The organism is Echinicola jeungdonensis (assembly GCF_030409905.1).
GTDB lineage: Bacteria > Bacteroidota > Bacteroidia > Cytophagales > Cyclobacteriaceae > Echinicola > Echinicola jeungdonensis.
Genome location: NZ_JAUFQT010000001.1, coordinates 1,652,182 through 1,673,634 on the forward strand (window position 1 = coordinate 1,652,182; position 21,453 = coordinate 1,673,634).

General features: G+C 38.1%; 21 protein-coding genes. 15 read left to right on the plus strand and 6 right to left on the minus strand.

From position 1 onward, the window contains the following. Window positions 1-4: 4 nt before the first annotated feature. The gene (locus QWY93_RS07055; protein ID WP_290247469.1) at window positions 5-325 is read right to left on the minus strand and encodes a hypothetical protein; all 321 of its coding nucleotides are present in this window, start codon (window positions 323-325) and stop codon (window positions 5-7) included. A 377-nt stretch (window positions 326-702) separates the two neighbouring features. Here QWY93_RS07055 and polA point away from each other — a divergent pair, with 377 nt between their 5' ends. The 3 genes from polA (at window position 703) to QWY93_RS07070 (ending at window position 5,417) form a co-directional block, all read left to right on the plus strand. Continuing rightward, window positions 703-3,513 (plus strand): DNA polymerase I, encoded by a 2,811-nt coding sequence (polA, locus tag QWY93_RS07060; protein ID WP_290247470.1) that lies wholly within the window; start codon window positions 703-705, stop codon window positions 3,511-3,513. A gap of 73 nt (window positions 3,514-3,586) precedes the next feature. After that, on the plus strand, window positions 3,587-4,963 hold the full coding sequence (gene radA / locus QWY93_RS07065) for a DNA repair protein RadA (RefSeq protein ID WP_290247471.1): 1,377 nt from the start codon (window positions 3,587-3,589) through the stop codon (window positions 4,961-4,963). 31 nt (window positions 4,964-4,994) lie between these two features. Then, window positions 4,995-5,417 carry a secondary thiamine-phosphate synthase enzyme YjbQ gene (locus QWY93_RS07070; RefSeq protein ID WP_290247472.1) on the plus strand — a complete coding sequence of 141 codons (423 nt, stop codon included), beginning with the start codon at window positions 4,995-4,997 and terminating at the stop codon, window positions 5,415-5,417. A gap of 78 nt (window positions 5,418-5,495) precedes the next feature. Here the strand turns inward: QWY93_RS07070 and QWY93_RS07075 are convergent, their stop codons facing one another. Further along, window positions 5,496-6,152: an HAD family hydrolase gene (locus QWY93_RS07075; RefSeq protein ID WP_290247473.1), complete on the minus strand. Its 657-nt coding sequence runs from the start codon at window positions 6,150-6,152 to the stop codon at window positions 5,496-5,498. A 125-nt stretch (window positions 6,153-6,277) separates the two neighbouring features. Here QWY93_RS07075 and QWY93_RS07080 point away from each other — a divergent pair, with 125 nt between their 5' ends. Next, on the plus strand, window positions 6,278-6,505 hold the full coding sequence (locus QWY93_RS07080; protein ID WP_290247474.1) for a DUF2905 domain-containing protein: 228 nt from the start codon (window positions 6,278-6,280) through the stop codon (window positions 6,503-6,505). Here the strand turns inward: QWY93_RS07080 and QWY93_RS07085 are convergent, their stop codons facing one another. From QWY93_RS07085 to QWY93_RS07100, 4 genes are all read right to left on the minus strand, one after another. Further along, window positions 6,506-6,967 carry a hypothetical protein gene (locus tag QWY93_RS07085; protein ID WP_290247475.1) on the minus strand — a complete coding sequence of 154 codons (462 nt, stop codon included), beginning with the start codon at window positions 6,965-6,967 and terminating at the stop codon, window positions 6,506-6,508. 5 nt (window positions 6,968-6,972) lie between these two features. Beyond that, window positions 6,973-7,578 carry a hypothetical protein gene (locus tag QWY93_RS07090; RefSeq protein ID WP_290247476.1) on the minus strand — a complete coding sequence of 202 codons (606 nt, stop codon included), beginning with the start codon at window positions 7,576-7,578 and terminating at the stop codon, window positions 6,973-6,975. Between the two features lie 299 nt (window positions 7,579-7,877). Further along, window positions 7,878-8,501: a hypothetical protein gene (locus QWY93_RS07095; protein WP_290247477.1), complete on the minus strand. Its 624-nt coding sequence runs from the start codon at window positions 8,499-8,501 to the stop codon at window positions 7,878-7,880. Window positions 8,502-8,724: 223 nt separating this feature from the next. After that, window positions 8,725-9,411, minus strand: coding sequence for a ComF family protein (locus QWY93_RS07100; protein WP_290247478.1), 687 nt, complete (start codon window positions 9,409-9,411; stop codon window positions 8,725-8,727). 182 nt (window positions 9,412-9,593) lie between these two features. Between QWY93_RS07100 and QWY93_RS07105 the strand changes: the two genes are divergently transcribed. From QWY93_RS07105 to QWY93_RS07155, 11 genes are all read left to right on the plus strand, one after another. After that, on the plus strand, window positions 9,594-9,956 hold the full coding sequence (locus QWY93_RS07105; protein WP_290247479.1) for a hypothetical protein: 363 nt from the start codon (window positions 9,594-9,596) through the stop codon (window positions 9,954-9,956). 59 nt (window positions 9,957-10,015) lie between these two features. Beyond that, the gene (locus QWY93_RS07110) at window positions 10,016-10,777 is read left to right on the plus strand and encodes an exodeoxyribonuclease III (RefSeq protein ID WP_290247480.1); all 762 of its coding nucleotides are present in this window, start codon (window positions 10,016-10,018) and stop codon (window positions 10,775-10,777) included. A 42-nt stretch (window positions 10,778-10,819) separates the two neighbouring features. Next, entirely contained in the window at window positions 10,820-11,221 is a 402-nt protein-coding gene (locus tag QWY93_RS07115; protein WP_290247481.1) for an ATP-binding protein, read from the plus strand. 2 nt (window positions 11,222-11,223) lie between these two features. Further along, complete coding sequence (gene ybeY, locus QWY93_RS07120) at window positions 11,224-11,670, plus strand: rRNA maturation RNase YbeY (RefSeq protein ID WP_290247482.1); 447 nt, start codon at window positions 11,224-11,226, stop codon at window positions 11,668-11,670. A gap of 90 nt (window positions 11,671-11,760) precedes the next feature. Next, window positions 11,761-13,626: a tRNA uridine-5-carboxymethylaminomethyl(34) synthesis enzyme MnmG gene (gene mnmG / locus QWY93_RS07125; protein WP_290247483.1), complete on the plus strand. Its 1,866-nt coding sequence runs from the start codon at window positions 11,761-11,763 to the stop codon at window positions 13,624-13,626. A 1-nt stretch (window position 13,627) separates the two neighbouring features. Further along, on the plus strand, window positions 13,628-14,515 hold the full coding sequence (locus QWY93_RS07130) for a class I SAM-dependent methyltransferase (RefSeq protein WP_290247485.1): 888 nt from the start codon (window positions 13,628-13,630) through the stop codon (window positions 14,513-14,515). Then, a complete protein-coding gene (locus tag QWY93_RS07135) occupies window positions 14,512-16,215 on the plus strand; it encodes an Ig-like domain-containing domain (protein ID WP_290247486.1) in 1,704 nt (567 codons plus the stop codon). The genes QWY93_RS07130 and QWY93_RS07135 overlap by 4 nt, the downstream gene beginning before the upstream one ends. An 857-nt stretch (window positions 16,216-17,072) precedes the next feature. Further along, complete coding sequence (locus QWY93_RS07140; protein ID WP_290247487.1) at window positions 17,073-17,849, plus strand: hypothetical protein; 777 nt, start codon at window positions 17,073-17,075, stop codon at window positions 17,847-17,849. A 263-nt stretch (window positions 17,850-18,112) separates the two neighbouring features. Further along, window positions 18,113-18,565 carry a MarR family winged helix-turn-helix transcriptional regulator gene (locus tag QWY93_RS07145; RefSeq protein WP_290247488.1) on the plus strand — a complete coding sequence of 151 codons (453 nt, stop codon included), beginning with the start codon at window positions 18,113-18,115 and terminating at the stop codon, window positions 18,563-18,565. 33 nt (window positions 18,566-18,598) lie between these two features. After that, window positions 18,599-21,004: a 3-hydroxyacyl-CoA dehydrogenase/enoyl-CoA hydratase family protein gene (locus QWY93_RS07150; RefSeq protein ID WP_290247489.1), complete on the plus strand. Its 2,406-nt coding sequence runs from the start codon at window positions 18,599-18,601 to the stop codon at window positions 21,002-21,004. A gap of 60 nt (window positions 21,005-21,064) precedes the next feature. After that, entirely contained in the window at window positions 21,065-21,424 is a 360-nt protein-coding gene (locus QWY93_RS07155) for a four helix bundle protein (protein WP_290247490.1), read from the plus strand. Window positions 21,425-21,453 lie beyond the last annotated feature (29 nt).

Sequence of the window (21,453 nt, forward strand, 5' to 3'; positions counted from 1 at the left end):
TTTCTTAGGTCAATAAGATCAAGATCAATAATATTATGATAATGGCACCTACAGAAAGGTAAACTCCCTGCCCCATTGCTTTGGTTTCTTTATTGATGCCGCGGAGTTCTTTTTTCACATCTTTAATTTCCGCTTTGCTCATTGAAGAAAAGTCCATAGATTTGATTTCATCAACCCTGGATTTGATTTCTTCCAAGCGTTCCTCCTGTTCAGGAGTCAATTCTTTATCTTCTTTGTTTGACTTTTCCGGTGCCGACGCCATTGCAGCTGGAGCAAAAGCAGTAAATAGAAACATCACCGCCAAAAAGTATGAGAATTTTTTCATAGAGACATTAGTTTAGTTACAAACAGTTTTTAATACCAAGGGATTAATTTACAAAAATTAACCCCATTCCAAAATTCTTAAAAGCAATCCTGGCCCTTAAGGTTCGATTTCAATTTAGAAATTGAAACTAAGTTAATTTTTTTATTCAAATCAGGTTTTCCTTCCAAAAATTTTAATATCAAAACCCCAAATGGAAATTGGAATTATTCCCAACTTCCTCAATGCATATTATTGTTGGTGCCCAAAGAATATCCGGAGGTCCTTTGCTTTCCGTTATTATTCGTAATTTAGCCTCCCCCCGCCGGGATCTTGATAATCCAAATAGGGGAGTAATAAATTCCATTAAGCTAAAACGTACATTTTAAGCCAATTAATTCATGCCCAGTTCCGATAAGAAAAAACTTTTTCTATTAGATGCCATGGCCTTGATATACCGGGCCCATTTTGCCTTCAGCAAAAATCCACGGATCAACTCTAAAGGATTAAATACCGGAATCATGTTAGGTTTTACCAATACATTATTGGAGGTCCTGGAAAAACAAAAACCAAGTCATATTGCCGTGGCCTTTGATACGGCTGCCCCCACCTTCCGGCATGAACAATTTGAAGCTTATAAGGCCAACCGTCAGGAACAGCCGGAGGATATTGAAGTGGGCATTCCCTGGATCAAGCAGATTGTGTCGGCTTTTAAAATCCCAGTTTTGGAATTGGACGGTTATGAGGCTGATGACATCATAGGAACCTTGGCCAAAAAAGCCGAACACCGGGATTTTGAAATCTATATGATGACCCCTGATAAGGATTATGGCCAATTGGTGGATAAACATATATTTTTATACAAGCCTGCCTTTATGGGTAACAGTGTGGATATTATGGGCCCAAAGGAGGTTTGTGAAAAATGGGGAATTGAAAACCCTGATCAGGTCAGGGATATTCTGGGTTTGATGGGGGATTCGGTGGACAATATTCCCGGTATTCCCGGTATTGGTGAAAAAACGGCCAAAAAACTATTGGGAGAATATGGCACCATAGAGGAGCTGCTAAAAAATACTGACAAACTGAAAGGAAAACAAAAGGAAAATGTGGAAAACTTTGGGCAGCAGGGATTGCTGTCCAAGGAACTGGCCACGATAAAGCAGGATGTTCCCATTGATTTTGATCCCAAAGATTTGGTATATGATGGACCTGATGAGGAAAAGTTAAAGACGCTCTTTGGCGAGTTGGAATTCCGCACCCTGACTAAGCGGGTTTTTGGTGAAAGCCTTAAAAAGCCCAAAGTCAAAGTGGACGAGCAATTGGGACTATTTACGGGTGCTGAAGAGGAAGAGGAGGATGATAGTCCAGAAACTTCACCCATTTCGGCCCCCTCAGAATTAGATTCAATTTATTCCCTGGCCCATGATTACCACAAAATGGATAATCTGGAGGTTATTGAAGAATTGGTGGAATTCCTGGGAAGACAGGATGAATTCTGTTTTGACACCGAAACTACCGACCTTGATCCCAATAAAGCCGAGCTGGTGGGACTTTCATTTTCCTATGTTCCTGGAGAAGCTTTTTACATCCCCACACCTAAAGACCAGGAAGAGACCAAAAAACTGTTGGAACCATTAAGGAAGGTCTTTGAAAATGAAAAGATTATTAAAATCGGCCAAAACGTAAAATACGATGTTCTGGTACTTAAAAATTATGGTATCGATGTCAAAGGAAAATTATATGACACCATGCTGGCCCATTATCTTATAGAACCGGAGGGCAAACACAATATGGACTGGCTTGCGGAACATTACTTGAATTATAAACCGGTCTCCATTGAATCTTTGATAGGCAAAAAAGGAAAATCCCAGGGAAATATGCGGGATGTAGAGGTGGATAAAGTGGTGGAATATGCCTCAGAGGATGCTGATATTACTTTACAGTTGAAAAATAAGTTGAATCCAGATCTCAAAAAAAGCGGGCTGGAGAAATTATTTTATGAGGTGGAAACCCCATTGATCCCCGTTTTGGCTGTCATGGAATTTGAAGGGGTGAAAATTGATAAGGATAGCCTGGCAGAGCTGTCCAAGGCCCTTGAAAAAGAAAGTAAGGAAATAGAAAAAAAGGTCTATGAGATAGCAGGGGTGGAATTTAACCTTTCATCTCCAAAACAGTTAGGCGAGGTGCTTTTCAAAAAATTGGAATTGGATCCTAAAGCAAAGAAAACCAAAACTGGTCAATATGCAACTGGGGAAGAGGTGCTTTCCAAATTGGCAAACAAGCATGAAATTGCTCAGGCCATATTGGATTACCGGGAACTGGTCAAATTGAAATCTACTTATGTAGATGCCTTGCCTGCCTTGATCAACCCTAAAACTGGAAGAATCCACACATCTTACAATCAAACCGTAGCAGCTACAGGCAGACTATCCTCTACCAACCCTAACCTCCAAAACATTCCGATCCGTACCGAAAGGGGCAGGGAGATCCGGAAAGCTTTTGTTCCAAGGGATAAAGACCATGTCATCCTGGCTGCAGATTATTCCCAAATCGAATTGCGGATCATGGCAGCTTTTGCCAAAGATCAATCCATGACGGATGCTTTCAAAAGCGGCAGGGATATCCACGCTACCACTGCAGCAAAAATCTTCCAGGTGCCCTTGGAGGAAGTAACTGCAGAAATGCGTAGAAAAGCAAAAACAGCCAATTTTGGGATTATCTACGGCATTTCCCCCTTTGGACTGTCCCAGCGGCTAAACATTTCAAGAACAGAAGCAAAAGAAATCATTGATGCGTATTTCAAAGAATTTCCAGCAGTAAAAGAATATATGGATGCCTGCATCAAAAAAGCCCAAAAGGTGGAATATGTAGAAACCATCTTGGGTAGGAGACGCTATTTAAGAGATATCAACAGCAGAAATGCCACAATGAGAGGTTTCTCGGAAAGAAATGCCATCAATGCACCCATCCAGGGCAGTGCCGCTGATATGATTAAAGTCGCCATGATCAATGTCCATCAATGGATGAAAAATGAAAATCTAAAATCAAAGATGATCCTCCAGGTCCATGATGAATTGGTATTTGATGCCCATAAAGATGAAGTGGACAAACTGAAAAAAGAAATCCCCAAAATCATGGCAGAAGCTTTGCCCATAGAAGTGCCCATGGAAGTGGAAGTTGGGACTGGTAAGGATTGGCTGGAAGCCCATTAACTTTCGAATTGAAATATTATAAATTACCACTATAAAAAATTGATTTGATCGGCCAAATCAGAAAAACACAAACATGGCAAAGGTAAAAACTGCTTTTTTCTGTCAAAACTGTGGACAACAAAGCCCAAAATGGGTGGGTAAATGCAATTCTTGTGGCGACTGGAATACCTATGTTGAAGAAGTTATCCACAAGGAAGAAAATGGCCTGGGAAGCTGGAAACAGGGATCCTCATTATCCAAAAAGAAAAATTCGCCAAGAAAACTCCAGGAAATCAACTATGAGGAACATCCGAGACTGGTCACTTTTGACCCGGAATTAGACCGGGTACTGGGCGGGGGAATAGTCCCGGGATCCTTAACCCTAATTGGTGGTGAGCCCGGTATCGGAAAATCCACCTTGATGCTTCAAATTGCTTTGGTTTTAAAGAATACCAAAGTCCTTTATGTTTCCGGTGAGGAAAGCGAAAGCCAGATCAAAATGCGGGCAGACCGGATGCAGTACCAATCTGAAAACTGCTATGTCCTTTCTGCCACCAATACCCAAAATATTTTTCAGCAAATAGAGGCTTTGAAACCCCAGCTTCTGGTGATTGACTCCATTCAAACCCTGCACAGCAAGCATGTGGAATCCGCTGCGGGAAGTGTTTCACAGGTGCGGGAATGCACAGCAGAGCTGATGAAATTTGCCAAAGAAACGGGAACTCCTGTTTTTTTGATTGGGCATATCACTAAAGATGGAGCAATCGCAGGGCCTAAAATCATGGAACACATGGTGGATACTGTATTGCAGTTTGAAGGTGACCGGCATTTGTCCTACAGGATATTGCGGACTTCCAAAAACCGTTTTGGCGCGACCCATGAATTGGGCATATATGAAATGCGCAGTGAAGGGCTAAGGGGAGTGGCCAATCCGTCTGAAATCCTATTAAGCCAAAGAGAAGAAACCTTGAATGGAGTGGCCATAGGGGCCATGCTTGAGGGCAATCGCCCCATGTTGATTGAAATCCAATCTTTGATAAGTCCTGCTACATACGGCACTCCACAACGCAGCAGCACCGGACATGATGCCAAAAGACTGAACATGCTCCTGGCCGTATTGGAAAAAAGGGGAGGGATGCGACTAGGTCAACAGGATGTGTTCTTAAATGTGGCAGGTGGAATGCGGGTGGATGATCCTGGTTTGGATTTGGCCGTATGTGCCGCCTTGATATCCTCCTATGAAGACACTGCCTTATCTCCGGAAATTTGCTTTGCAGGAGAGGTTGGACTGGGCGGGGAAATCCGGGCAGTAAACCGGATTGAAAACCGGATCGCCGAGGCAGAAAAACTAGGTTTCAAAAAAATAATGGTCTCCAAATATGCCGTTAAAGGCGTATCTTTTTCCCAATTGGATATCAAAGTTATTCCGGTCACTAAACTGGAAGAAATGTACCAACAATTGTTTGAATAGAATCAATAATAATATTTCAATAAGTATTGATATGGAATTTTTCCAGAAAGAAATCAGATTAAAAGCTTATTCAAGAGGTTTTCACCTTATTACAGATGAAATTGTGGATAATTTACCAGAAATCCGCCAGATACAGCAAGGCAGGTTACAGGTTTTTATCCAACATACCTCGGCAGGCTTGACCATCAATGAAAATGCGGATCCTACCGTCAGAAAGGACTTTGAAACTTTCATTAATGACATGGTTCCAGAGAATTATCCACGGTTTATCCACACCTATGAGGGACCGGATGATATGCCTGCGCACTTAAAAAGCAGTTTTTTTGGTTGCAGCGTTGATATTCCCATTACTCGTGGAAAACTTAACCTGGGCACTTGGCAGGGAATATACCTGGGAGAATTTCGTGATCATGGAGGTCCCAGAAAACTGATATTGACTGCTATGGGTAGCTAAAAATAAATGTGGATAACTGTTTTAAAAGTTATCCACATTTAACATGTTAAATATGTGGAAAAGATGAAAAAATCTTGTTTATTCCACCAGATTAGCCACCATTTTAAGGTTGATGTCATAATAATTTTCAATATATAACTGGCAGGGGGGAAGCTCCTCCTTGGTATGTGAGGAAAGTACACCTACTACTTTCATTCCGGCATTTATTGCTGCAGAAACCCCGGAAAAAGAATCCTCGAACACCACACAATTATCTGGATGGGCTGATAAATTATCTGCAGATTTAAGATAAACTTCCGGTTCAGGTTTATGAGTGTTTACATCTTCACTGGCAAGAAAACTTTCCATCTTGGTATCCAAACCCAATCGCTTGATGATTAAATCCATATTGGCTCTAGGTGCGGATGTAGCTACTGCAGTTTTTATTCCATTTAATTTCAATCCATTTAAAAAATCCAAAAAACCTGGAATGGGATTTATCTGAGGCTCATAAATTTCCCTGAACAATCCTTCTTTTTCATCTTCCAATTTTCTGAATTCATCGCCTTTAACCTCTCTTTTGAGAAAGTGGTTAAAAATATAACTGTTGCTTTTACCATACATATGTTGAGCAAATTCCTCCTCTGAGGGATGAAGGTTTCTTTTGGCAAAGAATTTTTGGAAGGCTTGCGAGTGAAATGGATTGGTATGACAGATCACTCCGTCCATGTCGAATAATACAGCAAGATTTTTCATGCCACAAAACTACATTTTTTTTAACTTTTGAACATATAATCCATGGAATGGACCTCAAAAAGCTATTCAAGTGACTCACCAAATAGCTTCTGGGAAACATATAGAAGAAATATTAATTTTACAGCATGAACAGTGAAACAGGAAAATGGATCATTTTGGTAGGTATTGGAATGGTGCTCCTTGGAGTATTAGTTTATTTTTTCCATGATAAGCTCCATTGGCTGGGAAGATTGCCTGGGGATATCAGGGTGGAAAAAGAAAATTTCAAGTTTTATTTTCCCATCACTACCATGATCATTTTGAGCATTATTTTTACCCTGTTGCTACAATTATTCCGCTTCCTTTCGAAATAATCAGTTCCGGAGGCTTTCCGAGAAAAAATCCCTATTCCACAGGATTTTGGTAATGAAATTTACTTTATCCAAAATGTAATATACATTTTTAGGTACAAAAGGGCTTATTTTGGTTTGGTAATGGCCCGCATGATCCTTGTTGATGTCAATTTCAAAATCATTTTTTAACCGCAACAATTCCTTTGGAAAAAAAATACTAACATGGGTAGAAGTTGGAAATGACTTGACTCCAAAAATTTTTCCCTTATGGTGATATTGTTGAACAATATTTCTTTCCTGAAAGTATTTTTGGCTAATTATTAAAGCTGATTCTTGCCAAAAATGGGGATTAAATTGATGAATCAATACCATGTTATCTTTGACAAATCGATAATTCACCTGTTGATTGACAAAAATATCAGGAGATAAATTGTTTTTAATTCCCAGAAATTTCCAAAGGTTATTTATTTTTCTGGTATCCATATCAATCAGCTATTTTGGTTTTTTTCTACCAGCCTGAAATAATCCGTAGCCGTTGTGATAAAGGCTTTTCTTTCCTTTTCATCGGCCAGAATTTTCTTCCAGGCTCCGTTTATCTTCACTTCAAAATCCTTATCCTCTTCCAACAATAAAAACAGTTTTTTCACAAAGTCAAAATGAGCAAACCGGTCACCCGGTTCAAAAGAAATTTGTCCATTTTCCCGTTGATGCTGATCATGCCACCTCAATTGAATTTTATTTTGTTGAGAAAGGATTTCAGAGGGTTCTACGAAAATATAGGCTTCATCTCTTAAACGGCTAATAATAATGGAAAGGTTTATCAAATACAATTTTTTTGATTTAATCCGCTTTTTTAACCGGAAAATATCCATTTTTGCATCACGCCTGGTTTCCTTTTCATATTTAATTTGACGAACATTTTCAAAAAACAAACGGCTTGAGGCAGTAATGCGGGTTATTGAGGAATCACCAGAGTTATTGGCCCTTCTTTCATTAAAAAATGAAAATATCAATACTATGCAAAGAGAGGCCAATCCGAAGATTTTCATAATCCGGATCAACTCAGGAGTAAGTATGGGCTCAGCTTTCCTCATATAATAAATTTAACAATAAATAAGGGCAAATAATTGAGCACAAAGTCATCCCGTTGCATCCTTTTCGCATCCATTATTAATTTATGAGAACTAAAGTCCTATTTGATTTTTTGAATAGTTTCAACAATTCCCAGCTGCATATTACAAGTAAGGTTAACCAAGGGAAAAGGTTGAAGAGTTGATTTCTCATTCACAAAGTTCCCCGGTATTTTGTCACAAGAATTTGGCTTCCTTGAATTCTAAAAAGTATCCAATGATATAATTACAGATAAAGAGCTGATACCAAAAAAACAGCAATTTCAGTGCTGAATTAATTGTTTTATTCCATCACGGGAATAATTTCCTTTAACCCCTTCTTTTTCAATTAAATAATCAACAATCTCTTGATCACCTAAAGAATGGCTTTCCTGCAGGCCTTGGATAAGGGTTTTAAGATAATTTTCGTCAGGCCTCACCTTGGTAGGTATTGTCTTTTGATGCGTAAATGTAAATATTGGGGCATCAGAATCCTTTCCCAAATAAAGCAATTTACCATACCAGGCATTATCTCTGATGACCAGGCCACCTTTTTTTATGGCCATATCAAAATCAACATCGATTTGGGCGGCATCAGAATTCTCCTGCCTGATTACATCAATAAATTGGGAGCGTGTGATTAAATACATCCTTCCAAAAGTCGGGACCTTGACATCTTTTCTATTTCCAATAAACCCAACTCCTCCGTTATTCCAAATGGAAGCTTTCTTGGCAAAATAAAGCGGGTAATCAATTTTTATAGGCTTATTATCAAGGGGCAGGCTTTTATCAACACAGCCCAAATAAATCCTCCTGGCCCCATGGGGCCTTCCCCCTTCAATATAGCAGTGAAAGCGTTTTTCCTTCAAATTGGATCCGTAACTTGCATACCACAGGTAATCTTGCATGGCGGAAAATATAGATTAATCTGTATAAATGGAATCAAATATAATTTATCTCATCATTCTGATAATAATCCTTAGAATATTTCTTTTTATCCCCACTCCTATTATAAATTTAATGTATTTTTTTTACTATCAACGCCTCATTAACATAGTTTTTAATTGGTTTTATTAATTAAAAACATTATGTTTATTCCCCATTAATAAATAATACAGAATATTATTACTTTTACTTTCCAGCTGCAATAACTGCCAAATCCACTTTCTCTGCTCCTTCAGCCAAAAGTACATTTGCACAGGCTGACAGGGTAGCACCTGTGGTCATTACATCATCAACCAAAAGGATATATTTTCCTTGAATTTCCTGTTCATTTATTGGGGCAAAGACTCCTTCAACATTGATGATCCTATCCATCCTGGATTTTTTGGTTTGGGTAGATGTAAATTTCACCCTTTTTAAACATTCCTGCACGGGCAAATCAAGTATTTCCCCCAGGCCATCTGCAAACCTAAGACTCTGATTGTACCCCCTTCTTTTTAATTTGATAGGATGAAGGGGGACCGGAACGATCATATCCCAATTAAATTCACAGTCCGCCAATTGATAAGCAAATAACCTACCCAGTTCATTGCCCAACTCAGCTTTTCCCTTGTATTTCAGTTGGTGCAATAATTTTTGGCTGGTACCTTGTTTGGTAAACCGCAAAAAGGAGATAACCCTTTGGATATCACTTAAACCTTTTAATTTTTGGGACAAATCATTTTGATAGGGCCGTAAATAATATTTGGTCACCGGAAGCCGGGCAGCACAAATCCTACAAAGCTGATTTTCAAAATCAAAAAGACTTCTTTGACATAAACTACAGGTCCTGGGGAAAACCAAGGCCAAAAAATCCGTTAATATGGGGAAACGCATAAGGAAAAAGACTTGTTTCTTCTAATTGCCAGTGAAATACCTGTTATATTTGCTAGTTAAAATAAATGCCAGGGATAAGTTAATAAAATGGAACTTGGAATTCAACGGCTTCCCAAAGAACGGCGTTCCCAATTCCAGATTCGAATTTTCTATTTATCCCATAATGACTAAAAAGCGACTTGATGTTTAAAAAGGACCTGGAACTGGAAAAAAGGTGGGGAAAATTATTGGAAGGGATTAAAGATTTGATTGGAAAAAAACCAGCAGATCTTAATGGAGTCCTTTTTATAATAGGGGTGCAGGAACTGGGGCAGGGAGCCAGAAATTTCTCTAAAGAACAAAAACAGGACCTGATGCACATTGCCATCTGCAAGGTGCTGAGTTTGGCAGGTTTTTATGAATTGGATTTTATTGATCAAGATGGCTGGCCTCATTGGAAATTAATAAAAGAATTGCCCCATTTTGATACGCTAGAGCAGGAGAAACTTCTTAAAATCCAGGTCTTAGAGTATTTTGAAAAAGAATTTGACATAGAAATTAAATAAATAAAAATAACAGGTACAGTATATTGCCTGTTAAACCGGTAACAACAAATCCATTAAATATGAAATTCGTATCCTATAATGTCAATGGAATCAGGGCAGCCCTCAAAAAAGGTTTTGCGGAATGGTTAAAAGAAGCTGACCCGGATGTCATTGGATTACAGGAGGTAAAAGCTACCAGAGATCAAATTGACAACAAAATATTTGAAGAAATGGGCTATGAAGTTTTTTGGTACCCTGCTTCGAAAAAAGGTTACAGTGGGGTAGCCATCCTTAGCAAGATTAGCCCCAAACATATTGAATATGGTATGGGCATGAAAAAATATGATGAAGAAGGGAGAATGATCCGGGCTGATTTTGAAGATGTTTCTTTCATCAATGCTTACTTTCCTTCAGGAACAACCGGTGGTCCAAGGCAGGATTTCAAATACGACTTTTTGGATGATGTCTATGATTATACCCAAGAACTAAATAAAAAAATCCCTAATTTGATTTTAAGTGGGGATTACAATATCTGTCATAAACCAATAGATATCCATAACCCGGTGGCCAACAAAAACTCTTCTGGTTTTTTACCTGAAGAAAGAGCTTGGATGGACAAATTCACTTCCTCAGGATTTGATGATAGTTTCCGGCTTATGAATAAGGAACCGCATCAATACACTTGGTGGAGTTACCGGGCCAACGCTAGGGCCAATAACAAAGGATGGCGTATTGATTACCATATGACCGCTTCCCCATTAAGGGAAAGAATAAAAAGGGCAGAGGTATTACCTGAGGTGAAACACTCTGATCATTGTCCAATATTATTGGAAATTGATTAGACAAATAGTTTAAGTTAAAATAAAAAAAACGACAAAAGCTGAATGAAATCTTTCAAAATTTCTATTCCTTCACTTATAGAGAATATAAATATCATAGAAAGCTTCATTGATAATGCCAGGGAAAAATTCCAGATCAATGATGATATCTATGGAAACATTATGATTTCAGTAACAGAGTGTGTAAGTAATGCCATCATTCATGGTAATCGTAATGATGTCAACAAAACCGTCAAGCTGGAACTGGAATTTTTAGATGACCAATTGAAATTCATTATTGAGGATGAAGGAAATGGATTTGACTTTGAAAACCTTACAGATCCCACTTCTCCTGAAAACTTACAAAATCCTGGAGGAAGAGGCGTTTTCATCATGAAGCATTTGTGTGATGAGGTGGATTTTGAAGAGGATGGAAAAAGGACAGTGCTCACTTTTTACATGAATTAATTATGGCTATCCATTTCTTTAGTGAAGACATTGATTTCAACCTTCCCAAAAAAAACCTCACAAAAAGATGGTTAAGGGAGATAGCAAAAAACGAAGGATTTCAGATCACCGACTTAAACTATATTTTCTGTACAGACGAATATTTACACAAAATCAATTTGGATTACCTGGATCATGACACCTATACAGATATTATCACCTTTGACAATTCCGAATCAGAAAACATCATAGAAGGGGATATCTTTATAAGCATTGACCGGGTTAAGGAAAATGCCAATAATCAGGATCAGAAATTTGACACCGAACTAAACAGGGTCATAAGCCATGGGCTTCTGCACCTCTGTGGATACAAAGACAAAAACAAGGAAGAAGCGGAAATGATGAGAGAAAAAGAAAACCAATCCATCTCTTATCTGACTGAAATTACCGTTGACAAAGAAAATAACTAAACTGTTCCACGTGGAACAGTTTCTTAAATTATAAGGAATCAATTTCTAAAACCAGATGTTCCACGTGGAACAGTAGAAATAAAAAAACATATGTTTCCAGAATATGATGTAATTGTGGTTGGGGCAGGGCATGCTGGATGTGAAGCAGCACATGCAGCAGCAAAAATGGGGAGCAAGGTATTGTTATGTACAATGAACATGAATACCATTGCGCAAATGTCCTGTAATCCAGCCATAGGAGGTGTAGCAAAAGGGCAAATCGTCAAAGAAATAGATGCTTTGGGTGGAAAAACGGGAATCATTTCCGATAAATCCATGATCCAGTTTAGGATGCTCAACCGCTCAAAAGGTCCTGCTATGTGGTCTCCAAGATCACAAAATGATAGGATGCGATTTGCAGAGGAATGGAGATTGGCATTGGAAGCCACTCCAAATGTGGATTTCTGGCAGGAAATGGTCAAAGAATTGATTGTTAAAGACAACAGGGTCCTTGGGGTGAAAACAGGAATTGGCCTGGAAATAAAGGCCAAATCAGTTGTTCTTACCAATGGAACTTTCCTAAATGGAATCATCCATATCGGAGAAAAACAATTTGGAGGTGGAAGAACCGGTGAAGCTGCAGCCAAAGGGATTACCGAACAGTTAGTAGATTTGGGATTCGAAGCGGGACGGATGAAAACAGGAACTCCTCCGAGGGTAGATGGAAGAAGTCTGGATTATTCAAAAATGGAAATTCAATACGGGGATGAAAATCCGGAAAAATTCTCCTTTTCAGATGAAACAACTCCATTAAAAGAACAAAGATCTTGCTGGATCACCTATACCAATAAAGATGTCCATGAAACCCTGGAAACAGGTTTCGACAGATCTCCAATGTTTAATGGAAGAATCCAGGGCTTGGGACCAAGGTATTGTCCATCCATAGAGGATAAAATTAATCGATTTGCTGAACGGGATCGGCATCAAATTTTTGTAGAACCAGAAGGTTGGAATACAGTTGAAATATACGTCAATGGATTTTCTACTTCGTTGCCAGAAGATGTCCAATACAAAGCCATCAGAAAAATAGCAGGTTTTGAAAATTGTAAAATGTTCCGGCCCGGTTATGCAATCGAATATGATTTCTTTCCACCAACTCAATTAAAGTTGACACTGGAAACCAATTTAATTGAAAACCTTTTCTTTGCCGGACAAATCAATGGTACCACCGGATATGAAGAAGCAGCATCACAGGGATTGGTAGCCGGTATCAATGCGGCTCAAAAAGTAAAAGAAGAGGAACCATTTATCCTGAAAAGGTCGGATGCTTACATTGGTGTATTGATAGATGATCTTATCAATAAGGGCACAGAAGAGCCTTATAGAATGTTTACCTCAAGGGCAGAATTCCGTCTATTGCTTAGACAGGATAATGCTGATCTAAGGTTGACCCAAATGGGGCACTCAATTGGTTTGGCTTCAGATTCCAGATTGGAAAAAATGCTGGACAAAAAGAATGATACCTCCAAACTGATGAATGACCTAAAGCAGAAAAAACTTAGTCCTGGTTCCATTAATGAAGGTTTGGAAGAGCGGGAAACTGCTACAATAAGGGAAAAAATCACCGTTGAGAAATTACTAAAAAGACCCCAATTAGGCCTTTTGGATATTATGGAATTGGATGAAGATATAAAAGCCTACCTATCGAAATATAACAGGGATGTACTGGAACAGGCAGAAATCCAAACCAAATACAACAGTTATATCGAAAAAGAAAGGCAAATGGTAGAAAAGCTGAACAATATGGAAAACTTCAAAATCCCCCAAAATTTTGATTATTTATCCATCCCAGCTCTTTCTGCGGAGGGAAAACAAAAACTTAATAAAATAAGACCGGAAACATTAGGACAAGCTTCCCGAATAAGTGGGGTTTCCCCGGCAGATTTATCGATTCTAACAGTTTATTTAGGAAGATAAGATGTACGAAAGATTAACCAAATGTCCACTTTGCCAAAGTGGACTTTTTCTTAATCATTTGGTGGTAAAAGATCACTCGGTATCGGGTGAATCTTTTACCATTTGCAAATGCAGCAATTGCCATTTTTTATTTACCAATCCCCGCCCGGATCAATCCCATATTGACCAATATTACGAATCCAATAATTACATTTCCCATACTAACAAATCCACCAATCTGGTAAATATCATTTACAAATTGGTCAGGAAATTTACGCTTCAACAAAAAGTAAATTGGATTAATAAGTATTGTACAAATAGGGAAAGGCTTTTGGATTTTGGATGTGGGACTGGTCACTTTTTGGCAGAAGCCCAAAAAAAGGGATGGTTTACTGTTGGTTATGAACCCAACCCACAGGCAGCCCAAATTGCCGAAACCCAGCATCAATTACATCTATTAAAAAATCCAAAGAATATTGGCGAAGAAAAAAAGTTTGATGCCATTACACTATTTCATGTTTTGGAACATGTCCATGATTTGAGAGGAACAATGGATTTATTGCTTTCCAGATTGAAAAAAAGAGGAACATTATTTTTAGCAGTTCCCAATTTTGATTCACTGGATTCCCAGTTATATAAGGAAAAATGGGCATCCTTGGATGTGCCCCGGCATTTGTACCATTTTACACAGGAAACAATGACCCAATTAGCCAATGAATATGACTTACGAATTGTGGCCAAAGAACCCATGTTATTTGATAGTTATTACGTTTCTATTTTATCCGAAGAGATAAAAAAAAATAGGAAAAATTTTATAAAATCATTTATTACTGGATATAAATCAAACCAGTATGCAAAAATGAACAACAATAATTTCTCAAGTATTTTGTTTATCCTTAAAAAGAAATGAAAATAAAATTTCCTCAAATAATACTAGCCTTATTATTAGGTGCTGCCTGGATTTCCTGCGCAAGACAGAGTTCACCTACAGGAGGGCCTCAGGATGAAGAACCACCTCAATTACTAAATTCCAATCCCGCATCTCAAAGTTTAAATTCCAAACCGGATAAAATTGAGATGCAGTTTAATGAATTCATTAAAGCTGAAAATCCTAACAGAAATATCATCATCACCCCAAGAATTGACAGGGACAAGATGGAGGTCCTGGCCATCAAAAACAGGCTAAACATTAAACTCAACCAGGAACTGGAGGACAGTACAACCTATGTATTCAACTTCCAGAAAAGTATTCAGGATATCACTGAAAACAACCCAGCCCAAAATTTAAAACTTGTTTTTTCGACGGGCAATGAAATTGACAGTTTGAAATTTTCAGGAAAAGTAAAATATGTTTTTCCACCTAAAAATAAAGAAATCAAAGATGTATTGGTAGGCTTGTACAGAATTGAGGATGATACCATGGATGTATTCACGGATCCTCCATATTATCTCAGCCAAGCTGATTCTACTGGCAAATTTGAAATAACAAATATAAAAGCAGGAACTTATCTGGCTTATGCCTGGCATGATAGTAATAATACATTAAAGGCTGATTACAAATCGGAACAATATGGATTCATCAAAGACTCAATTCCCATTAACCAAAATATATCAGATGTCCATATCAATCTCTTCAGAGGAGATCTATCCGAATTGAAAATAAATAGGGCTAATTCCATAGGGAGTAATTTTGATGTAGTTTTAAGTAAAACACCTGCAGAGCTCCACGTGGAACACCCAGCTATCAATGATTCCCTTTTTTACAGAATTGATGAAAAAAACATCAGGTTCTATCATAATTCACTGAGAAATGACAGCACATTAGTTCACCTGAAAGTAAGGGATTCCGTAGGTAATAATATTGATACAACTTTTTATGCAGTTTTTGATTCAAGTGAGAGAAAGCCAGAGGACTTGGAATTAAAACTAAAATCAAATAAGGGTTTTTTAAAAACCATTGAAGCGGATATAATAGCCAATAAACCAATCCATAAAATACACTATGATTCCTTAATGGTACGATATGATACCGCCTCTTCTATTCCGCTGAATCAAAAACATTTCTATTTTCCGGACAGTACTAAAAGGACACATTTGAAATTCAGCTTGAGATTACCGGATTCTTTAGACTATACAAATTTCACCCTATTTGCGGCAGATTCTTCTTTTGAGGACATCGAGGGGAGTTTTAGTTCAAAGGAAATCAAAAACAATTATAAGAGGTTCAAAAATGAGGAATTGGCAGATGCTGTGGCAGGAGAAATCCAAACCAATGAATTACCCATCATAGTGCAATTACTGGACAAGCAGGGAGAGATTATCAAAGAAAGTTATCTAACCGAGAATTCTAAATTTAGATTTAGGAATATCCAAGCAGGAGAATATCAAATCCGTGCTATTATAGATAAAAACCTAAACCACCGTTGGGATCCGGGAAACCTTTACCTGGGAAAACAGCCAGAACCCGTGTATCATTTTACCAATCCAGAAACCAATTCCAGAAATGTTGTTTTGCGCGGGGGATGGACCAATGAAGGCATTATAATCCAACCTAACCGCCCATCCGGCCTGGTTAATGCCCCAACGGAAAAGGATTCCATACCGCTGTAAATTTCTTTTCAGGAGCAATAATTTATGTAGATAAGTATGGAATAGAATGTGAATAACTGTCCATAACTTATGGATAAAAATGAAGTTATCCCGAAAGGCCACTGCTTTTCGGGATCATTTTATTTGGCCTTGGGATAACCACTATTTTATTAACGCTTATCCACAATTGTACACACACCGATTAATTAACAAATAAGCCTGTAGCCAATTACCCACATTTACGCCATTAAATATCAAAAACCCTTAAGCTTAATAACTTACAAGTGCATAACTTGTGGAAGAAAGGTGAATAGGACATGGATAAACAGTTATAAAAATGTGGGAAAATAAATTAGGCCAGTTTACCCACAAATCCACACCTTAATAACCACTATAGTTTTTTTAAATAAATAATTAAATATAATATATAAGGTGTGGATGATTGTAAAGAAGTGAACAAACGTTTCTTGGGTTTTCCAAAGCTTTTTCATTTGGATTGTTAAAGAAATTTCTTTCTATGGATCATTTAAATATCAGGTTGATTTAGAAAGGTGTTTTAAAACCCATTTAAAAGCCTTGAAGTAAAAATAAGGGTAACTTATGCCCATGAGTAAATAATGGTTTTAAAAGCAAAGCAAATGGCTTTAAACAAGGAAATAAATGGAGATCAACTGAATAATTCCAACATCCTAAATTTAGCTTTTTTAATAGCCCTTCAATTCAACAGTTAGGACATGATTTAAAAAAGAAGATACGAATTGAAAATTTTTTCTTGAAAAATCTTGTACTTACCAGTATTTTGTAAATAAAACTAAAGACTGAGGGCATTTTTGAATTGGCCCTTAAATTGCTACTTAATGTTAGTAAATTGAGAAATTTTGAACCTGAAGATTGCAGCCATGGCTAAAAGAATACTGTTAGTTGGAATTTTGATGATTATTTCCTGTGCAGAACTTTGGGCTCAGGATAATATCCATTTTACGGATTTTTATATCTCAGCAGGATATAGAAACCAACCTTATAGCCAATTAAACCAAAATTTGTCCGGATCCGGGTATCAAACTTTTAACGAAAATACGGGTATTTTGGGGGCTGGAATATCTTATGTCAACCAAGGCCCCTTAGGATATTTTGTTGAGTCGGAATTTAACCTTAACCGGAAACAGTTCAGTAATGATGAGGTTAATTATCGGTATTTGCCCATCCATGTAACAGGAGGAATTCAGTATTACGTGGGCAATTGTCAAAATAAGGATTTTAGGGTTTATCCCAAATTGGGGGTTTTTTATGGAACCACATCTTTGGATTTGATTGCCAAAAATGTGAATGCTGATTTTGATCAGAATTTGATGGGAAATATGAACACAAGTTTCTTATATCAGCGAAATTACGGGATCAATTTCAGTCTCAATGCAGATAAACTTTTGGGAGCCTTTTTAAAACCCACCACCCAAATAGGGGTTTATTCACGGATGGGCATCCAAGTGGGGTATATGTGGAATATTATTTCCAGTGATACCAAGTTGAGGAGGAATTTCAATTCGGATTTAAGAAAGGACTTTGAAATTTCAAACGCCCCGGAATTTGATCCCAGCACTTTTTATGTGAAATTAAATTTTGCCATTGGAAAATTTGAAAAGATGAAAGAGCGATAATGAAAATTTGGATTAAGGATTTTTGAAGGTATAATTCTCCAATTTTCATTTTTAGGGATTGATCAAAATGAAAAACAATTCATATCGGTTTAATTTTTTTGATAATTTCCATATCCCAATTGATCTATTCATCCATTATGACCTCAAATCCCTTATCCCATTTTTAATCTCCAAAAAATGCTGGCCATTTTTTAATACTTAGTATGCATGCATACAAAAAAATATCTATATTACATAGAGAACATTTCAAACGGCCAATATCCATGAAACCTGAGGAAACCGTCGATTTTTATATCAAAACATCATGGCATGCCATTTCCAGGATGTACAATCAAAAAGCGGCGGAGCAGGAATTTACCACTTCCATAGGGTTTGTTCTGATCAACATCAATTCCCATGAAGGAACGCCAGCAACTAAAATTGCCCCTTTATTGGGACTTGAATCCAGGAGTCTTACTCGGATGTTGAAATCAATGGAGGAAAAGGGCTTGATCTGTAGAAAGCAAGATCCTTCTGATAAAAGATCTGTACGTATTTTTTTGACTGAGGAGGGAAAAAAGAAAAAGGAAATTTCCATACAGGCCATTCAGGAATTTAATGAATCCATCCGTAGTAAAGTCAGCCAAAATGAATTGGAGACCTTTTTCAAGGTATTCCGTAAAATCAATCAAGTTATAGAGAAAACACAAAATGAATCAATAAAACCTTCATCATAGATAAGGACCATTTTATTCAAAAATGAAACTGATATGAAAAGAACCATTCAAAAAGTAGCCATTTTAGGTTCTGGAGTAATGGGGTCCAGAATTGCCTGCCATTTTGCCAATATAGGCGTACAGGTATTGTTACTGGATATTTTGCCCAAAGCACCCAATGAGGGAGAAACCAAAAAGGGCCTTTCGTTGGAGGACAAGCCAGTAAGAAACAGGATTGTCAATGAATCCCTGACCAATACCTTAAAATCCAAACCTTCACCCATTTATGACCAATCCTTTACTTCCAGAATAAAAACGGGAAATTTTGAGGATGATCTGTCAAAAATAAAGAATTACGATTGGGTAATTGAAGTCGTTGTTGAAAAACTGGAGATCAAACAATCCCTTTATGAAAAAGTGGAAATGCACCGCAAACCGGGAACTTTGATTACTTCCAATACTTCTGGAATTCCCATGAAAATGCTTTGTCAAGGTAGAAGTGAAGACTTTCAGGAAAATTTTGCAGGGACCCACTTTTTCAATCCCCCTCGTTACCTCCGGCTATTAGAGATTATTCCTGGCCCAAAAACAAATCCTGATATCATCACATTTTTGATGGATTATGGCGACCGCTTTTTGGGTAAAGAAACCGTTTTATGCAAAGATACCCCCGCTTTTATTGCCAACCGGATTGGGGTCTACGCCATGATGTCCAGCATGCATCTGATAGAAAAAATGGGCTTAGGGGTTTCGGAAGTGGACAAACTCACAGGAACGGTAATAGGCAGGGCCAAATCGGCCACTTTCCGGACCATGGATGTAGTGGGATTGGATACCATGGTAAATGTCGCTAACAATCTCCATCAGGCTCTACAAAATGACGAATCCAAGGACCAGTTCAAATTGCCGGAGATAGTAAAAGTCCCTTATGAAAATAAATGGTGGGGAGATAAAACCGGCAAAGGATTTTTCCATATGATCCGGCATGATAATGGAAAAAAGGAATTGAAAGAGCTGGATTTTGAAAGTTTTGAATACAAACCTGTGGAAAAACCGGATATCAAAGCCCTTGGAGAGGCCAAAGATATTCAAGATGTTAAGCAGCGCATCAAATTTTTGGTAAACGATCAAAATACGGTAGGGGAATTTTATAGGTCCAGTTATTATGATCTTTTCAGGTACTGCTCGCTTAGGATTCCAGAAATAGCCGATCAACTTTTCCGCATTGATCAAGCAGTTTGTGCCGGCTTTGGCTGGGAATATGGCCCCTTTGAAAATTGGGATATCCTAGGTGTTCGGGATTCACTTAAAAAAATGGAAGCTGCAGGCCATCGTCCCGCTGATTGGGTTTTAGAGATGTTGGATGCCGGAAATGAATCTTTTTATCGTGTTGAAAATGGACAAAAGCAATATTATGATATTGCTTCGAAAACCTACCAGACTATTCCAGGGCAGGAGGAGTTTATTCAATTGGATACCCTCAGGGCAGGGAAGAAAAAAATCTGGGGCAATGCAGGAGCTAGCCTTTTTGACATGGGTGATGATGTGGTTTGTTTGGAATTCCATACCAAGATGAATTCCCTGGGAGCTGAAGTAGTGGAAGGCATCAATACTGCTATTAACATGGCTGAGAAGAATTATAAAGGATTGGTTATAGGAAATGAGGGAGCCAACTTTTCTGCCGGGGCCAACCTTTCAATGTTATTTATGTTTGCCGGAGACCAGGATTTCGATGAGATCAACCTGATGATCGCCCAATTTCAAAAAACCATGATGCGGGTCCGTTACAGTAGTGTTCCCGTTGTTATTGCTCCACACAATATGGCACTGGGGGGAGGCTGTGAAATGTCCCTTCATGCAGATGCGATCCAGGCTCATGCTGAACTGTACATGGGTTTGGTGGAATTTGGTGTAGGACTCATTCCTGCTGGCGGAGGTACCAAAGAAATGACCCTTAGGTTTTCCAATGAGCTCAAAGCAGGAGATGTAGAGTTGAACAGATTGCAGGAGTATTTTATGAATATTGCCACAGCTAAAGTATCCACCTCCGCAGTGGAAGCGCGGGCTTTGGGCTATCTGGAGGACAAGGATGATATCACCATAAACCGGAAACGGCAATTGGCTGAAGCCAAAGCCAAGGTGCTGGAATTATATGATGGAGGTTATACCCAACCCTTAGCCAATAAAAAAATAAAGGTTTTGGGTCAGACATCATTGGCGATGTTTGAAGCAGGTATCACTGGAATGCAATATGGTGCATATATTTCTGACCATGATGCCAAAATTGCCCGGAAACTAGCATGGGTCATGAGCGGTGGTGACCTCAGCCAACCTACGGAGGTAAGTGAACAATACCTTTTAGACCTGGAAAGAGAAGCTTTCCTTAGCCTGACAGGAGAGAAGAAAACCCTGGAAAGAATACAAAGTATTCTGTTTAAGGGAAAACCCCTTAGAAACTAGAGTAAAGATTAAAGAAGAAAGAATAATGACATGTAACTTTTTGACTAAAAATTAATTGATATGCACAATTTCAGAAATTTAAAGGTTTGGCAAAAGGCTGTTGATTTTGCTGTAAAAGTGTACTTCACCACAAAGGAATTTCCAAGTGAGGAGAAGTATGGAATAGTATCTCAAATGAGAAGAGCCAGTGTTTCTGTTCCGTCTAATATAGCAGAAGGCAGTGCCAAATCTTCCAAGAAAACTTTTTGTAATTCATTAGAAACAAGTTTGGGTGAAAGTTATGAACTTGAAACTCAACTGGAAATCAGTAAACGTGTGGGCTTAATTACAGAAGAAAAATCAACTTTACTTGAGGACGATCTTATAGAAATAAAAAGAATGATAAATGGATTTAAATCTAAAATTGAATCCCAATCTTGATTCTTTGATCTTTTCTCTTTGTTCTTATA

Bases quoted from the DNA above. Each gene is read 5' to 3' on its own strand.
- QWY93_RS07105 (WP_290247479.1), top strand. From the start codon at position 9,594: ATGTTTAAAAAGGACCTGGAACTGGAAAAAAGGTGGGGAAAATTATTG.
- radA (WP_290247471.1), top strand. From the start codon at position 3,587: ATGGCAAAGGTAAAAACTGCTTTTTTCTGTCAAAACTGTGGACAACAA.
- QWY93_RS07080 (WP_290247474.1), top strand. From the start codon at position 6,278: ATGAACAGTGAAACAGGAAAATGGATCATTTTGGTAGGTATTGGAATG.
- QWY93_RS07110 (WP_290247480.1), top strand. From the start codon at position 10,016: ATGAAATTCGTATCCTATAATGTCAATGGAATCAGGGCAGCCCTCAAA.
- QWY93_RS07115 (WP_290247481.1), top strand. From the start codon at position 10,820: ATGAAATCTTTCAAAATTTCTATTCCTTCACTTATAGAGAATATAAAT.
- QWY93_RS07070 (WP_290247472.1), top strand. From the start codon at position 4,995: ATGGAATTTTTCCAGAAAGAAATCAGATTAAAAGCTTATTCAAGAGGT.
- QWY93_RS07100 (WP_290247478.1), bottom strand. From the start codon at position 9,411: ATGCGTTTCCCCATATTAACGGATTTTTTGGCCTTGGTTTTCCCCAGG.
- QWY93_RS07155 (WP_290247490.1), top strand. From the start codon at position 21,065: ATGCACAATTTCAGAAATTTAAAGGTTTGGCAAAAGGCTGTTGATTTT.
- ybeY (WP_290247482.1), top strand. From the start codon at position 11,224: ATGGCTATCCATTTCTTTAGTGAAGACATTGATTTCAACCTTCCCAAA.
- QWY93_RS07145 (WP_290247488.1), top strand. From the start codon at position 18,113: ATGAAACCTGAGGAAACCGTCGATTTTTATATCAAAACATCATGGCAT.
- QWY93_RS07135 (WP_290247486.1), top strand. From the start codon at position 14,512: ATGAAAATAAAATTTCCTCAAATAATACTAGCCTTATTATTAGGTGCT.
- QWY93_RS07130 (WP_290247485.1), top strand. From the start codon at position 13,628: ATGTACGAAAGATTAACCAAATGTCCACTTTGCCAAAGTGGACTTTTT.
- polA (WP_290247470.1), top strand. From the start codon at position 703: ATGCCCAGTTCCGATAAGAAAAAACTTTTTCTATTAGATGCCATGGCC.
- QWY93_RS07095 (WP_290247477.1), bottom strand. From the start codon at position 8,501: ATGCAAGATTACCTGTGGTATGCAAGTTACGGATCCAATTTGAAGGAA.
- QWY93_RS07075 (WP_290247473.1), bottom strand. From the start codon at position 6,152: ATGAAAAATCTTGCTGTATTATTCGACATGGACGGAGTGATCTGTCAT.
- QWY93_RS07150 (WP_290247489.1), top strand. From the start codon at position 18,599: ATGAAAAGAACCATTCAAAAAGTAGCCATTTTAGGTTCTGGAGTAATG.
- QWY93_RS07090 (WP_290247476.1), bottom strand. From the start codon at position 7,578: ATGAGGAAAGCTGAGCCCATACTTACTCCTGAGTTGATCCGGATTATG.
- mnmG (WP_290247483.1), top strand. From the start codon at position 11,761: ATGTTTCCAGAATATGATGTAATTGTGGTTGGGGCAGGGCATGCTGGA.
- QWY93_RS07055 (WP_290247469.1), bottom strand. From the start codon at position 325: ATGAAAAAATTCTCATACTTTTTGGCGGTGATGTTTCTATTTACTGCT.
- QWY93_RS07085 (WP_290247475.1), bottom strand. From the start codon at position 6,967: ATGGATACCAGAAAAATAAATAACCTTTGGAAATTTCTGGGAATTAAA.